The sequence below is a fragment of the Serratia ureilytica genome (assembly GCF_017309605.1).
GTDB classification, from domain to species: domain Bacteria; phylum Pseudomonadota; class Gammaproteobacteria; order Enterobacterales; family Enterobacteriaceae; genus Serratia; species Serratia ureilytica.
The window spans coordinates 2,447,448-2,462,300 of the sequence record NZ_CP071320.1 but is presented as its reverse complement, the minus strand read 5'-3'; the positions used below and the strand labels follow the sequence as shown (position 1 = coordinate 2,462,300).

Below are 14,853 nucleotides of genomic sequence, written 5' to 3'. Positions count from 1 at the left end.
GCGTTTTCATGGCATGTCTTCCGGAACGTTTTGCTTTATTTGTTCGTCGTGAACCCTGGGCCGCCCCTGACTGGTGCGGCTTTTCTTTTTTGTTCGGCAGTGCCAGCGGCGGGGAATTTTGCTATGTTAACCCGCAGATACGCTTCCCGTTTTCAGCCGCCGGATCGACTCATGTTTACCCACAAAGCAATCGCCGCGCTCAACGCCCTGGAGCTGATGGTTTATAACTACGTCAGCAAACACAAGAATCAAGTGATGTACATGACCATCCGCGAACTGGCCGAGGCCGCCGGCGTGTCCACCACCACCGTGCTGCGATTTTGCAAAAAAATGGGGTGTGACGGCTATTCGGAATTTCGCATCCGTTTCAAACTGTACCTGGAGCAAACCGATGCGCCGCCGGTCGATTCCGGCATCGGCGAAATTCTCAGTTTTTTTAAAAGCGTCAGCAACGATGAATTTAATCAGCTGCTCGATGAAGCGGTGCGGCATATCGCCGCCGCCGAGCGAATTATTTTCGTCGGCATCAGCACCTCCGGCGCCCTGGGGAAATATGGCGCGCGTTTCTTTTCCAACGTCGGAAAATTCAGCACTCATATCGACGATCCTTATTATCCCGTCAACAGCGATATGTATAAAAGCGCGGTGGCGATCATGTTGTCGGTTTCCGGCGAAACCGAAGAAATCCTGCGGCTGGCCAGCCAGTTCAGCCTGCACCACTGTAAAATCATCAGCATCACCAACAACGAAACCTCTTCGCTGGCGCGGCTGGCGGACTTCAATCTGTCTTATCACGTCCCGCAACACTTGATCGGCGATCATCATAATATTACTACGCAAATCCCCGTGCTTTATATTATTGAAACCATCGGCAAGCGTCTTGGAAGAATGAACGCGATAAAATAAAACAGGCTGTTTTTTTATTGTGACAAATCACGTTTTACGGCGATTTGTTATATCGTGACATTTCTTTCGGTCTTGTTACTCTATTGGCAACGCGAGCGTTATTACCCTTCATTAAATAAGATGAGACATTGACGATGAAACAGTTGCCGAAAGATTTTCTGTGGGGAGGCGCGGTCGCCGCGCACCAGGTTGAAGGCGGTTGGGATCAGGGCGGCAAAGGGCCAAGCATCGCCGACGTGCTGTCCGGCGGTTCGCACGGCGTGGATCGCGTGATGACCGACGGCGTGCTCGACGGCTATCGCTATCCCAACCACGAAGCGGTGGACTTCTACGGCCGCTACAAGCAGGACGTGGCGCTGTTCGCCGAGATGGGCTTCAAGTGTTTTCGTACCTCGATCGCCTGGACGCGCATTTTCCCGAACGGCGACGAAGCAACGCCGAACGAAGCCGGCCTGCAGTTTTACGACGACCTGTTCGACGAATTGCTGAAATACGGCATCCAGCCGGTGATCACCCTGTCCCACTTCGAAATGCCTTACCATTTGGTAAAAGCCTACGGCGGCTGGAAAAATCGCCGGGTGGTGGAGTTCTTCGTGCGCTTTAGCGAAGTGGTGATGCGCCGCTACCGCGAAAAAGTGAAGTACTGGATGACCTTCAACGAAATCAACAACCAGAGTAACTACCGCTACCCGCTGTTCGGTTACTGCTGTTCCGGCGTGGACTACACCCAGGAAGACAACCCTGAGCAGACGCTGTACCAGGTGTTGCACCACCAGTTCGTCGCCAGCGCGCAGGTGGTCAAACTCGGCCATCAGATCAACCCGGAATTCAAGATCGGCTGCATGCTGGCCTGCGTGCCGTTCTACCCTTATTCCTGCAAGCCGGACGACGTGATGTACGCCGTGGAAGCGATGCACCAGCGCTATCTGTATACCGACGTGCAAATGCGCGGCTACTACCCCAGCTACCTGCTGCGTGACTGGGAACGCAAAGGGCTGAAGATCGAGATGCAGCCGCAGGACGCGCAGATCCTGCGCGAGGGCTGCACCGATTACATCGGCTTCAGCTATTACATGAGCAATGCGCTGCAGGCCAACGCGGTGGACGGCAGCGACGGCATGTTCGGCTTCCCGGGCAACGTGCCGAACCCGCACGTCAAAGCCTCCGACTGGGGCTGGCAGATCGATCCGGTCGGGCTGCGCTATTCGCTGAACGTGCTGTATGAACGTTACCAGAAGCCGCTGTTTATCGTGGAAAACGGCTTCGGCGCCTTCGACAAGGTGGAAGCGGATGGCCGGATCAACGATGACTATCGCATCGACTATCTGCGTGCCCATATCGAAGAGATGAAAAAAGCGGTGATTGAAGACGGCGTAGACCTGATCGGCTATACGCCGTGGGGCTGCATCGACTGCGTGTCGTTCACTACCGGCGAGTACAGCAAGCGCTACGGCTTCATCTACGTCGATAAACACGACGACGGCACCGGCACGCTGGAACGGTCGCGCAAGAAAAGCTTCGACTGGTATCGTCGGGTGATCGCCAGCAACGGCGAACAGCTGTAACCGCCGCAGTTCAGGGGCGGTGACGCCCCTTCTCGCCCATGCCGCCCGGCATGGGCGTTTTCGCTTATATCGCCGGGAATGGCGCCCCGACATAATTTTCCGCCAGCATCGTCATGGCACTGCGCGATTTCACCGTGTACTGCAGCTCTGAGAGTTGCAGCCGGTGTTCGAAAGGCGTGTCTTCCCGCCGGGTATGCAGCATGTGGGTCATCCACCAGGAAAAATGCTCGGCGCGCCAGACCCGCTGCAAGGCGGTGTCGCTGTAATCGTCCAGCCGTTGCCAGTCGCCTCGCCGGTAAAACGTCTCCAGCGCCTGGGACAACAGGCAAACATCGGCCATGGCCAGATTCAACCCTTTGGCGCCGGTCGGCGGCACGATATGCGCCGCGTCGCCCGCCAACAGCAAGCGCCGGTAGCGCATCGGTTCGGTAACGAAGCTGCGCATGCCCACCACGTTTTTCTGAAATATGCGGCCCTTTTTCAGCGTCCAGCCTTCATGGTTTTCCAGCCGCTGCTCCAACTCGCGCCAGATACGATCGTCCGACCATTGATCGACCTGTTCCGCAGGATCGCACTGAAAATACATGCGCTGCACGCCGGGCGAACGGGTGCTGATCAACGCAAAACCGCGCGGATGGCAGGCGTAGATCAGCTCTTCGCTGGACGGCGGCGCTTCGACCAGAATGCCGAACCAGCCGAACGGATAGGTGCGGGTGTAATCCTGCCGCAGCCCGCCGGGCATCGCCGCGCGGCTGATGCCGTGGAATCCGTCGCATCCGATGACAAAGTCGCAGCGCAGCCGGCGCGGCTGGTCGCCATGACGGTAGTGAACCTCGGGCTGCGCGCTGTCCAGCGCCTTCAATTCAACCTGCTCCACCTCGAAAAACAGATGGCCCTGCGCCGCCAGACGCGCGGCGATCAGGTCTTTCAAGACTTCATGCTGGGCATAAACGGTGACGGCGCGCTCGGTCAATCCGGCCAGATCGATGCGGTGCTGCCGGCCGCCGAACGCCAAGCGGATCCCCTGATGCCGCGCCCCTTCCCGCCGCATCCGCTCCCCCAATCCGGTCTGCTCGAGCAGATCGACGGTCCCCTGTTCGAGCACCCCGGCGCGAATGGTCGATTCCACCGCCTCCCGGCTGCGCGTTTCCAACACCACCGATTCCACACCTTGCAGGTGCAGCAGATGGGACAACATCAAGCCGGCCGGACCGGCGCCGATGATCACAACCTGTGTGCGCATAGCATGACTCCCTCATAGCATTTTGTTGAGCGGCGCCGGCAGCGCCGGGTAGCCGCCGGAAAGGTGTTTGGCGAACAGCGCCAGCGCCGCGATCAGCGCCGGGATGGCCAACAGCGTGAAAATGGTGCTGAACGACAGCTGCATCTGCATCAGTACGCCACCGCTCATCGCCCCCAGAATGCCGCCAAAACGCCCGAGACCGAGCATCCAGGCCACGCCGGTCGCCCGGCTCTGGGTGGGATAGAACCCGGCCGCCAGGGCCGGCATGGATGACTGGGCGCCGTTCATGCAGGTGCCGGCGATGAACACCGTGAGCGCCATCAGCAGCGGAGAGGTATAGACATAGCCGATGATGCCGACGAACAAACCGGTCAGCAAATAGCCGACGGCCACCACCTTGTGCGGGTTCATGCGATCCATCAACCAACCGATAATCAATACGCCGAGCCCCCCGCCGAGCGGAAACAGCGCGGTGATCAGCGACGCCTGCGTAACGGAGGCGCCGGTTTCACGGATCAGCAGCGGCAGCCAACTGGTCAGCAGATAGAAGATCATCAATCCCATGAAGTAAGTCAGACACAGCATCAACGTGCCCAGCAGATAGCGACGCGAAAAGATCATGCCCAGCGGCGACGCTGCCTTTACCTGCCCCTCTTCCTGCAACATGAAGCGCGGCGACGGCGTCATTCGGATCGGCGCAATGCGTTTCAGCACCTTGGCGATGCGCTCTGCGGCATAGCCACGCGCGACCATGAAGCGCACGGATTCAGGCAAGGCGGCGATCAGGACCAGCGCCAGCAGCAACGGCATAACGCCGCCCAGCACCAGCACGCTCTGCCAGCCGAAATGCGGGATCAGCCAGGCGGAAGAAAAACCGCCCAGCGACGAACCGAGAGGGAAACCGCAAAACATCAGATTCACCATCAGGGCTCGGCAGCGCTGAGGGGCATATTCCGACATCAGCGTGGCGGCGTTCGGCATGGCCGCCCCCAGTCCCAGCCCGGTCAAAAAACGCAGCAGCGTCAGCGTCGAAAGCGAGCCGGCGAAGGCGGTCAGCAGGCTGAAGCCGCCGAACAACAGCAGCGAAATCACCAGCACTTTCTTGCGGCCGATGCGATCCGCCAACGGGCCGGCGGCCAACGCGCCTACCGCCAGACCGACCAGCGCGGCGCTCATTACCGGCCCCAGCGCGGTTTTGTCTATTCCCCACTCCTGCACCAGCGACGTGGCGATGAAGCCGATAATGGCGGTATCGAAACCGTCCAGCGCGACCGCCAAAAAACACAAAACCAGTATCAACCACTGGTAGCGAGAAAATGGCTGGTTATCGATAAACCCTCGAATTTCTACGTTGTTATCATGCGGCATGGCTTGCTCCTCAGAGAGTGCGGCAAACCTCACCGCACGGAACAGCCGGCTGCGAGCCGGCGAGAGGGTTAATTTGTGCGATTATCGGAATATAGTTCGTTAATCGACAATCAAATCAAACCACCCCACGGCGAATGCTTCAATATTGTTAAAAAAATAAGCGTGCGATAAACGAACATCAGAAAGCGGTAAATAAAATAATTTTATTTACTATTAATTGGATATGGAGATTTAAGCTGTGACTGCGGCGTGGGGAGTTGTGATTTTGTTAACATTTTAAAAACATCATGAGCGCCCGGTCTGACGTTGACCCTGGGCCGGAGGGAACCGGCGCCTGTCAAACCGCGCTCGCCGCCTAAAAACAGGAAACGAGCGCAAGCCTCGGCGCTATTGACTCACGGCGCCGTTTGCGCGGCGGCGAGGTATTTCGCCATTTCCGCCGTCGGCACCATGCCGCCGCCGGTCGCCCATACCAGATGCGTCGCCTGGGCCAGGCTCTCCGCGCTCACGCCCTGCTCGCTGAGCTGCCGCGCGTGAGCGGCAACGCGCCACGGCCCGGGCATGCCGGCCAGGGCGGAGGGTTCCAGCTGGATATGCTCGTGCCTGTCCAACAGCCCGAGCAGCGCGAACATCTCTTCGTCGCTCAGGGTGTAAAACGCGCTCAGCAGGCGCTCCATCGCCCGGCCGACAAAACCGGAGGCGCGCCCCACCGCCAGTCCGTCCGCCGCCGTGCGGTTGTCGATGCCGAGATCTTGCACCGCAATGCCGTCATGCAACCCGCTGTAGACGCCGAGCAGCATGCAAGGGGAATGGGTCGGTTCGGCGAAAATGCAGTGAACATGATCGCCGAACGCCAGCTTGAGGCCAAAGGCGACTCCGCCCGGCCCGCCGCCGACGCCGCACGGCAGATAAACGAACAGCGGATGCTGCGCGTCCACCACGATACCCTGTTCGGCAAACTGCCGCTTCAGGCGGCCGCCGGCCACCGCGTAGCCGAGGAACAGGGTTTGCGAGTTTTCATCATCGATAAAGAAGCAACTCGGATCGTCCGCCGCCTGTTTGCGCCCTTGTTCGACCGCCACGCCGTAATCGTCGGCGTATTCCACCACCGTCACGCCATTGTCGCGCAGCTTCTGTTTTTTCCACGCCCGCGCGTCCGCCGACATGTGCACGCTGACGTCAAACCCCAACCGGGCGCTGATGATGCCGATGGATAATCCCAGATTGCCGGTCGATCCGACGGCGATGCGGTACTGACTGAAGAATTGACGGAACTCGTCGGAAAACAGCCGGGCGTAGTCGTCGCCGGTGTGCAACAGCCCCGCCTCCAGCGCCAGCTTTTCCGCGTGCGTCAGCACCTCATAGATGCCGCCGCGCGCCTTGATTGAGCCGGAAATCGGCAGATGGCTGTCCTTTTTCAACAGCAGGCGCCCGCCCAACGTCTGCCCATAGCGCCGATCCAACGCGAGCTGCATGGCAGGGATCGCCACCAGCTCGGATTCGATGATCCCCTTTGTCGGTTGGGTTTCCGGGAAGGCCGCGGCAAGATAAGGCGCGAAACGCGCCAGGCGCTGCTCCGCGTCAGCGACGTCGGCGGCGGTCAACCCGACGTGGGGCAACCCTGCGGCCAGCGTTGTCGCGCGCGGATTGAACCAGGTGATCGGCTCTAGCGCAACCATGCGTTGCAACAGCGGATGCTGGGCGACCCACGATAGGATCTGTGATTTCTGCATAAGTGTCCCTGACTGATGTTGGCGTTGCCGTCACCTTGCCGCGAACGCCGGCGGCTGACAAATGATAAATTCTGAGCTTGAGGTGCACTAGATTGATGCAAGCGCGACGTTAGCCGGCCGTCACGCCAAACAGCAGGCCGACGCCGGAAGAAACCGCCATCGCCAGTGCGCTCCAGACGAGGATGCGCGCCACGCCCGGCAAGATCGGCGCCCCGCCGGTTTTCGCGGCGATGCCGCCGAGAACGCCGAGGGAAATCAGCGCCGACGCCACCAGCGCCGGCCGCGTCCAGGCGACCGGTACCCACATCGCCACCAGCAGCGGCAACAGCGCGCCGAGGGAGAAACTCAGGGCCGACGCCAACGCAGCCTGCAGCGGCCGGGCGCGGGTGGCGGAGGAAATACCCAGTTCGTCGCGCGCGTGCGCCTCCAGCGCATCATGCGCCATCAGCTTTTCCGCCACCTGCCGGGCCAGCGCCGGATCCAGACCGCGATGCACGTAGATTGACGTCAGTTCGCGAAACTCCCCCGGGTAGTCTTCAAGCAGCTCCGCCTGCTCTTCCGCCAGCGCGGCCTTTTCGGTATCCGCCTGCGACGAGACCGACACATACTCGCCGGTGGCCATCGACATCGCGCCCGCCACCCACCCGGCGACGCCGGCGATCATCAGCGTGGAATGCGAGGCGCTGGCCGCCGCGACGCCCAGCAGCAGGCTGGCCGTTGAGACGATGCCGTCGTTGGCGCCGAGCACCGCCGCCCGCAGCCAGCCGATGCGTTCAATACTGTGCCGCTCTCGATGCATCCTTTCTCTCCCACGTTCTCTTTCCGCTAGTCCCGCGCCGCCGCTTCCAGGCCGGCGATGTCGATTTTGCCCATCAGCAGCATCGCTTCCGTGACCCGCCGCACGCGCGCGGCGTCGGGGTCGTTCATCAGCTCGGTCAGGCGCCGCGGCACGATCTGCCAGCACAGCCCCCAGCGATCGCGCAGCCAGCCGCACTGCTCCGCCTCGCCGCCCTCGCTCAACGCATCCCACAGCCGGTCAACCTCCGCCTGATCGTCGCATTCCACCATCACGGAAAAGCTGTGATTGAACGGATCCAACGGCCCGGCCTCGATCGCCGCATAGCGCTGGTCACCCAGAGTGAAGGAGGCCAGCTTCACGCTGCCGGCCGGGCCGCTCGGCGTATCCGCCGGCAGATCGGAAAACCAGTTCACGGACGAACCGGGGATCAGCGCGACGTAGCAATTCAGCGCCGCTTCCATGTCTTTTTCAAACCACAGATGTTGCGTAATTCTGGCCATCTGCGCCTCCTTTACGCATCGAGGATCGGCGCGAAACCGCCGAAGATCATGCGTTTGCCGTCGAACGGCATCTCGCCCAGCGCTTTCATGCGCGGATCGTTCATCATTTTCTCATTGGCGGCGTCGCGCACCGCTTTGGAGGGGTACTCTATCCAGCTGAATACCACCACTTCGCCCTCCTGCGCCTTTACCGCGCCGCGAAAGTCGGTGAGTTTGCCGTCGGGCACGTCATCGCCCCAACACTCCACGATGCGCGTGGCGCCAAACTCTTTGAACAGCGGCGCCGCAGCGGCCGCCAGCCGGTGATAAGCCTCCTTGTTGGCGGCCGGCACCGCCACCACAAACCCGTCTACGTATTTCATCCTGGTATCCTCTTGTCTGATTAAGGACAGTCGGTTCAGCACGGGCGACGTTGCCCGTGCCCCCTACCAGTTTAGACGGCGGGCGCGCGGCCCGGATCGGAAGTTAAGCGGCCAGGATCGTTCGGCGGGTAAGATTCCGGCGTGGCGACCCGGTTACGGCCGGCATTTTTCGCTTTGTATACCGCCAGATCCGCTAGTTTGAGCAGGTCGGCCAGGCTATGGCCGGAACCGCCCGGGCAGGTCACCATGCCGATGCTGACGGTGATCTGCAGCGGATGGCCGGCCGGCATGGTGATCGATTCCGCCTCAATGCGTTGCCGCAGCCGTTCGGCCAATTGCCATCCCTGCTGCGGCTGGCCGAGCGTCGAAACGATGGCGAACTCTTCGCCCCCCATGCGGCCGAACAGATCACCGACGCTCAGATCGGCGGCGATCGCGCGGGTAAAGGCCATCAGCGCCTGATCGCCGCCGGCATGGCCGAAACGGTCATTAATCGATTTGAAATAGTCGATATCGAGCATCATGACGCACACCAGCTCGCCCTTTTGGTCTATCAACCGTTCGCCGCGTTGCATAAACGCATTGCGCGTCAGCACGTGCGTCAACGCATCGTGATTCGCCACGTGCTCCAGCGTGCGCAGCAGCGCATTGCGCGCATAGTTCATGCTGGCCACGGCGATGGGCCCCAGCGCCAGCAGTGCGATGCCCAAACGCATCGATACCGCGTTTTGCAACACCTTCATGTCGAGCGTGGTGCTAAGCAACCCGAAATCGATCGCCAGATGGCACCACAGCACGTAAACCAGCACCGCGATCATGGTGCAGAACAGTGAGAAGGACATCGCCAGCCACAGCAGCACCGGCATGGGAAAGATCACCGCCCCGGGGCCGCCGATCAGCACGCTGCACACCGCCGCCAGCAACAGCAGCGCCAACACGGTGAGTTTTCGCCCCGCCCGCGGCCATTGGCTGCGCTGGGTGAACATGGCGCCGGCCGCCGCAAGGCGACGTCGCCAATCGCCGGGAAACGCCAGAATAAACGGCATCAGCGTGACGTAATTGGTGAATTCGGACGAGAACCACAGCGCCAGCGAGGTCAGATAGGGTCTGCCGAACAGCCACTGCGAAGTTACGGCGCCCACCGCGCCGGTCGCGGCGGCGGCGGCCAGGCAGATGCCGAACAGGTACATGCTGGACGTGCCGCGTTGCAACATGCGCGCCGGCGGCGACAGCCGCATGAACAACAGATACCCCACCACGACGCCGGTCAGATTGGCGACATTCAGCAGCAGCGTCTTTTGCAGCGAACTGCCGGTCAACAGATCCGCTGCCAGATAGCCCAGCACCGCCATCCCCCAGCCGGCGCGCGTCGCCCACTGCGGGCGGCGCACCAAAACGGCCAGCAGCACGGCGTTAGCCGGCCAGAATATCGCCAGAAAACTGCCGGGCCGGCTTACGATGCCCAGCAGACACAGCGCGAACACCAGCAAAAAAATGCTGAGCGCGGGCCAGATTTTCCGGGTATCGGACAACGAGGTGGTTTGCATCTTGGATCCAGAGACTTGCGCCAGCATAAAGTGACAGTTTGTTCGTGTCACAACCGTCGACGATGAGGAGAGGATAAACGGCCGACCCGCATATTATTGCCAGTTTTGCCGGCCTAAACACCTGTTTATTCATCAAGGGAAAATATATTTGTGTATCAATATATTGACGAAACTCGCCTATCTGGCGCAGAAAATGCTGAAGCGGACGCTTCATTCTGCGCGTTTCACGCCCCTACCGGCACGTCACCCGTAATAAATGCCGCCTTTTTCCTAAAAAGCAAAATAAGGTGGGCAATGTGCGCAGATTTTTTCATCCCTCGTCAAAGCGCCTTGCGGTACATCACAAAACCGGGGCGCTCCGCCACCTGGTCGTACAGCCGCATGGCGGTCTGGTTGGTTTCGTGGGTATTCCAATAAACGCGCGGCAGCCCCAGCTGCTGCGCACGTTCGTAGACCGCCGCGATCAGTGCCCTCGCCACCCCTTTGCCGCGCATCGTCTCCGCAGTGAACAGATCCTGCAGATAACAGTTAGGCTGTAGTTGAGCGGTGCTGCGGTGCAAGAGATAGTGCGTTAACCCCACCACCTGGCCCTGATGTTCCGCGACCAGTGCAAACATCGGTTCGTAGGCGTCGAAAAAACGCCGCCAGGTGGTCTGTGTCACTTCATCCGGCAGCGCCGTTGCCCCCTCACGGCCGTAAAATGCGTTATACCCTTGCCACAGCGCCAACCAGCCGGCGTAATCCTGCGCTTCCAACTGCCTGACCACGATGCTTTCGATCATGATGTCCTCTTCGATGATGCCAAAATGCCCCGCCTCCAGCATAGAACAGCGCACGTCAGCGTGCAGGCGGCGGCATCACATCGGCGAGAAAATCCAGCAACGCGCGGTTGAACAGCGCGGGCCGCTGCAGCGGCGCGAAATGGCTGACGCCCGGCAGCGTCGTCAAACGGGCGCCGGGAATGCTGCGGCTAAGATAGGCGGCATGTTCGGCGCGGATAAATTCATCGTGTTCGCTGTGAACGATCGTCACCGGCACGCGAATGGCCGCCAAATCCTGTGCGCGGTAGTCCGGCTGGCTGCTCATCATCAGGCTCACGGCGGCGACGAACGCCTCGAAATCGTCCGGCGTCGGCGACAAGGCGGCATAGTCCTGCGCATGGCGCGCAAAACAGCGCTCGACGATCGGGCTGGGCGCCAACGGTTTAACGCCGCTGGCGTCCATATTGCAGCCGAAGAAAAAAACGCCGTCCACCTGCCCGGGCGCCTGATGGGTGGCGATGAGCGCGACGCAAGCGCCGTCGCTCCAGCCCGCCAGCGCGGCGTGGGGTATTTGCAGCGCCGCCATCACCGCCAACAGATCATCGGCCATCCGATCGTAACGATACGGCCGGGCGTCGCGCGTGCTGCGCCCGTGCCCGCGGCTATCGATGAGCAACACCCCGTACCCGGCGGCCCGCAATGCCGGCAGCTGATACCCCCAGTTGCCGCTGTGGCCCAGGCCGCCGTGCAACAGGATCACCGCCGGTCCGTCGCCATAGGCGGCATACCAAATACGCGCGCCGTCGTGGTCTATATAACCCTGCCGGGCTCCCGGCGGTAAGGGCGGCGCCCCTAACGCGGCAAAGCGCGTCAAATCGTCGTCGATGTGCATCTTTCCCCCCTCGTTCGCCGGCGCGGTGCGGCGAAACGGCATCCAAGGAGTATAGATCGCACTGGCGGGCGGTAGCGTTCGCTTTCCCGACATATACTTAAAGGAGGAATCGCAATGGAGGACGGAGAGATGAAAAAGATAACGCTGGTGCTTTTGACGTTGTTGCTGAGCGGCTGTATCGGCGGCGGCGGCGGTCCGTCGAATGCGCCGCCGGCGTCGCCGAATGAGCCCTACACCTGCAGCAACTCCGGCGCCAACAGCGACTGTTCGCAGTCCGTGGAGCCGTCGATGTACTAGCCGCGTTCGGCGGGCCGTTGATGAACGACCCGCCGCCTCATGGCAGAACTAGGAAGAGTGTTCCTCTTCGTTAGCCTGATATCGTGTCGCCTGCTGCTTCATGAACACCACCTCCTGCGGGCTGGACAGGCTCACTTCCTGAGCGCGCAACAGCTTGAGGATGTTAAACAGCAGTTCACTTTTGGTGGCGCCGACCATGCGCGGGCTCGGCACATAGCCAGTCACGCTCAGGATAATGCCGTCCGGCCCCAACTGGCTGAAGCGCACGTAAGGTGCCGGCGTCTCCAGAATGGTTTCGTACTCGTTGTAAGCGCTCAGCAGGATATTGCGCACCTGCTCCGGATCGATCGAGGTCGGGAACGTCAGCGCAATGGTCACCACGCCTTGCGCGTTGCCCATGGTGGCGTTACGCACGTTCTGTGAGATCAGCTGCGAGTTCGGTACGATCATGGTGGAGCGGTCGCTGAGCTGAATTTCGGTGGCGCGTACGTTGATGCGCCGCACGTCGCCTTCCACGCCGCCGATGCCTATCATATCCCCGACCTTCACCGGGCGTTCGGTCAGCAGGATCAGGCCGGAAATAAAGTTCTTCACAATCTCCTGCAAACCGAAACCGATACCGACCGACAGGGCGCTGACGATCCACGCCAGGTTGCTCCACTGGATGCCCAGCGCCGCCAGGGTGATCAGAATGACCAGCACATAGCCGATATTGCTGAACAGCGTCACCAGCGAGGCGCGAATGCCGACGTCCGAAATGGTCTTCGGCAGCAGCTCAGAGCCCAGCCAGCGCCGCACCGCGCGCAGGATGTAGATGCCGATCGCCAGGCAGATCACGGCGTTGAGCAGGTTGCCTGGCACGATGTTGAAACGCTGCAACCCTTCGCCGGTCAGGATGGAGACGATTTTCTCCATCAGCGAGCCCGGCGTGGTGCTGCCGAACGAACCGTTGAACAACGCGACGATCATCAAAAGCAACAGTGAACATTTGGCCAGCGCGGTGGTGATGATCGCCACCTGCTCCAGATGGCGATCCTTGAAGCTGAGCGTTTTCTTCAGCATCTTGCCGCTGACGGTCTGCGGCGAAAACAGCGCGGCGCACAGGTCAGTGGCGAACAGCACCATGAAGTAGAACGCCATCAGCACCAGCACCACCCAGATGAGCTGGTAGGTCAGGAAGCGGGCGAAAGCGATATAGCCCACGAGCAGTGAAAGCAGGATCACCACCGAACACACCAGGGTGACGATATGCACCAGCCCGCCGACCAGCGTGCGTTTTTCCAGGTGCGCGCCCTGCTGCTCCAGACGGCGACGAATGCGCTGGCCGCGCAGCGGCGCCGCCAGCAGCACCATGCCGATCAGCCCCGCCACCAGGCCGTTGCCGAAGATGGTGGTGGCCAATGAGGCGCTGACGACGTTGTTGATCAGCTCCACGGTGCCGAACGCCAGCGCCAGGCCGGCCAGCAGCGGCGAGAAGTAACGCAGCCCGGCGGCCACTTCATTGTCCAGCGAAGCCAAACGCCAGGACGGGCGATTCAGCGACAGCGCCGCACGCCCCAGCCCGGCGATCAGCGCGCAGAAAATCCCCAGACGGTTAAAGCCTTCGGCGAAGTCTTCCAGCATGACCGGCAGCGGCTGCACGCGGATAAAGACGTAATACAGCAGGTTCAGCGCAATCGAGGTGGTGATCACCGTCACCGCCACGGTGATGATGGCCATAAAGCTGCGGCGCAGGCGCCCGTCCGGCAGGAAGCGAATGCTGACCCAGGCGAGGAAACGCTCGGACAAATAACGCCCCCAGGACCAGACGATCACCGCCAGCGCCAGCAACGCCAGCGTGCCGTACCGCCATTCGTCCTGCCAACTGGCGTCCCAGGCCGCTTTCATCTCGGCGTTGAACTGGTCCAGCCGCTGCACGTCATCCGCTGACGGCTGCACGACCGGCGTCCAGAATTTGACGCCCAAAATGCTGCCGGTGTTCAGCGCCAGCTGGGTTTTGAACGCCACCCGACGCAGATCGCTGATCTGCTGGCCCAGGTCGAAGGCGCTGGTCTTGATGGCCTGCGCGCGTTTTACCGCATCGTCCAACTGCTTCTTGCTGCTGTTCAGCGCATTGCGCTGCTGGGCGACGGCCGGGGTTTCCGGCAGCGCGCCGGCCGCCGGGGCCGGCCCCAGCACGTCCAGCTGCGCCTGCAGTTTTTCCTGAACCGGCTGCAGATCGGCGGACAATTTATCCATGCTGGCGACCAGATCGTCCGTCGCCAACCGCAGCTTGCTGAGCTGGGTGTCGGTCGTCGCTTTGGAAACCAGCTGCTTCATGCTGTCCAACTGCTTTTGCGCGGCTTTCAACTGCGTAGCGGGATCGGGCGCGCTTTCGGCGGCGGGATCATCCTGGGTAGCGGCGACGGCGGCGAACTGCGTCAGTTGCATACCCAACAGCAATAATAACAACAGCAGGAACGGGCGAGGCTTTAACATAAATTCAGTGCTCAGCATCATTATCTGATAGACAGACGAACAGGCGGCGGATGAACCGTCGCTTAACCATAAACGCTAATTATAATAGCTGCTTAATGTCGGCCGAAATACAGTAATTATTCCCATTGTGTGCCACGCGCCCGCGCTCTTCTTAGCTTGCTGATTATTCGGGCGCTTTTACACTGGCGATACGGCATGAAGCGCTCTATAATCCAGCCACCGATTAACCTGCAACCTACAAAAGGAGACTTACTATGCTGACGTGTGAATTGGTTTTTCACTCACACTTCTTTGGTAATCGTCGCCGCTCAAGCATTACCGGTATCGCGCTGCGATAACCCAGCTTGAGCGAAGCTTACTAAAATCCAGGATCTTCCCTCCGGCTTACCGGGTTATCGTCAG

The 14,853-nt window shown here is 60.7% G+C and carries 13 protein-coding genes; 3 read left to right on the top strand and 10 right to left on the bottom strand.

The features are described 5' to 3' along the window. The first annotated feature begins 171 nt into the window (after nt 1-171). A complete protein-coding gene (locus J0X03_RS11455; RefSeq protein WP_033643147.1) occupies nt 172-906 on the top strand; it encodes a MurR/RpiR family transcriptional regulator in 735 nt (244 codons plus the stop codon). Nucleotides 907-1,034: 128 nt separating this feature from the next. Further along, nucleotides 1,035-2,471: a 6-phospho-beta-glucosidase gene (locus J0X03_RS11450; RefSeq protein ID WP_122016607.1), complete on the top strand. Its 1,437-nt coding sequence runs from the start codon at nt 1,035-1,037 to the stop codon at nt 2,469-2,471. 64 nt (nt 2,472-2,535) lie between these two features. Here the strand turns inward: J0X03_RS11450 and J0X03_RS11445 are convergent, their stop codons facing one another. The 9 genes from J0X03_RS11445 to J0X03_RS11405 all read right to left on the bottom strand — a co-directional run bounded on the left by J0X03_RS11445 (nt 2,536) and on the right by J0X03_RS11405 (nt 11,676). Continuing rightward, nucleotides 2,536-3,714: a 4-hydroxybenzoate 3-monooxygenase gene (locus J0X03_RS11445; protein WP_016927657.1), complete on the bottom strand. Its 1,179-nt coding sequence runs from the start codon at nt 3,712-3,714 to the stop codon at nt 2,536-2,538. A 12-nt stretch (nt 3,715-3,726) separates the two neighbouring features. Further along, nucleotides 3,727-5,082, bottom strand: coding sequence for an MFS transporter (locus tag J0X03_RS11440; protein ID WP_160204318.1), 1,356 nt, complete (start codon nt 5,080-5,082; stop codon nt 3,727-3,729). A gap of 395 nt (nt 5,083-5,477) precedes the next feature. Continuing rightward, complete coding sequence (locus J0X03_RS11435; protein WP_047575133.1) at nt 5,478-6,815, bottom strand: D-serine ammonia-lyase; 1,338 nt, start codon at nt 6,813-6,815, stop codon at nt 5,478-5,480. A gap of 109 nt (nt 6,816-6,924) precedes the next feature. Further along, entirely contained in the window at nt 6,925-7,614 is a 690-nt protein-coding gene (locus J0X03_RS11430; RefSeq protein WP_046687088.1) for a VIT1/CCC1 transporter family protein, read from the bottom strand. Nucleotides 7,615-7,640: 26 nt separating this feature from the next. Beyond that, nucleotides 7,641-8,114 (bottom strand): VOC family protein, encoded by a 474-nt coding sequence (locus J0X03_RS11425; RefSeq protein ID WP_060439899.1) that lies wholly within the window; start codon nt 8,112-8,114, stop codon nt 7,641-7,643. An 11-nt stretch (nt 8,115-8,125) separates the two neighbouring features. Then, a complete protein-coding gene (locus J0X03_RS11420; protein ID WP_004938082.1) occupies nt 8,126-8,476 on the bottom strand; it encodes a DUF1428 domain-containing protein in 351 nt (116 codons plus the stop codon). Between the two features lie 71 nt (nt 8,477-8,547). After that, nucleotides 8,548-10,023, bottom strand: a complete 1,476-nt coding sequence (locus tag J0X03_RS11415; protein WP_103101494.1) for a GGDEF domain-containing protein — start codon at nt 10,021-10,023, stop codon at nt 8,548-8,550. 320 nt (nt 10,024-10,343) lie between these two features. Beyond that, a complete protein-coding gene (locus J0X03_RS11410; protein WP_230358671.1) occupies nt 10,344-10,859 on the bottom strand; it encodes a GNAT family N-acetyltransferase in 516 nt (171 codons plus the stop codon). 1 nt (nt 10,860) lies between these two features. Beyond that, nucleotides 10,861-11,676, bottom strand: a complete 816-nt coding sequence (locus J0X03_RS11405) for an alpha/beta fold hydrolase (protein ID WP_103101534.1) — start codon at nt 11,674-11,676, stop codon at nt 10,861-10,863. Between the two features lie 129 nt (nt 11,677-11,805). Here J0X03_RS11405 and J0X03_RS11400 point away from each other — a divergent pair, with 129 nt between their 5' ends. Beyond that, nucleotides 11,806-11,973, top strand: coding sequence for a hypothetical protein (locus J0X03_RS11400; protein ID WP_226886075.1), 168 nt, complete (start codon nt 11,806-11,808; stop codon nt 11,971-11,973). A gap of 48 nt (nt 11,974-12,021) precedes the next feature. On the opposite strand, the gene J0X03_RS11395 is transcribed toward J0X03_RS11400, so the two are convergent. After that, nucleotides 12,022-14,451 (bottom strand): DUF3772 domain-containing protein, encoded by a 2,430-nt coding sequence (locus J0X03_RS11395; RefSeq protein WP_180995566.1) that lies wholly within the window; start codon nt 14,449-14,451, stop codon nt 12,022-12,024. Nucleotides 14,452-14,853: the final 402 nt, after the last annotated feature.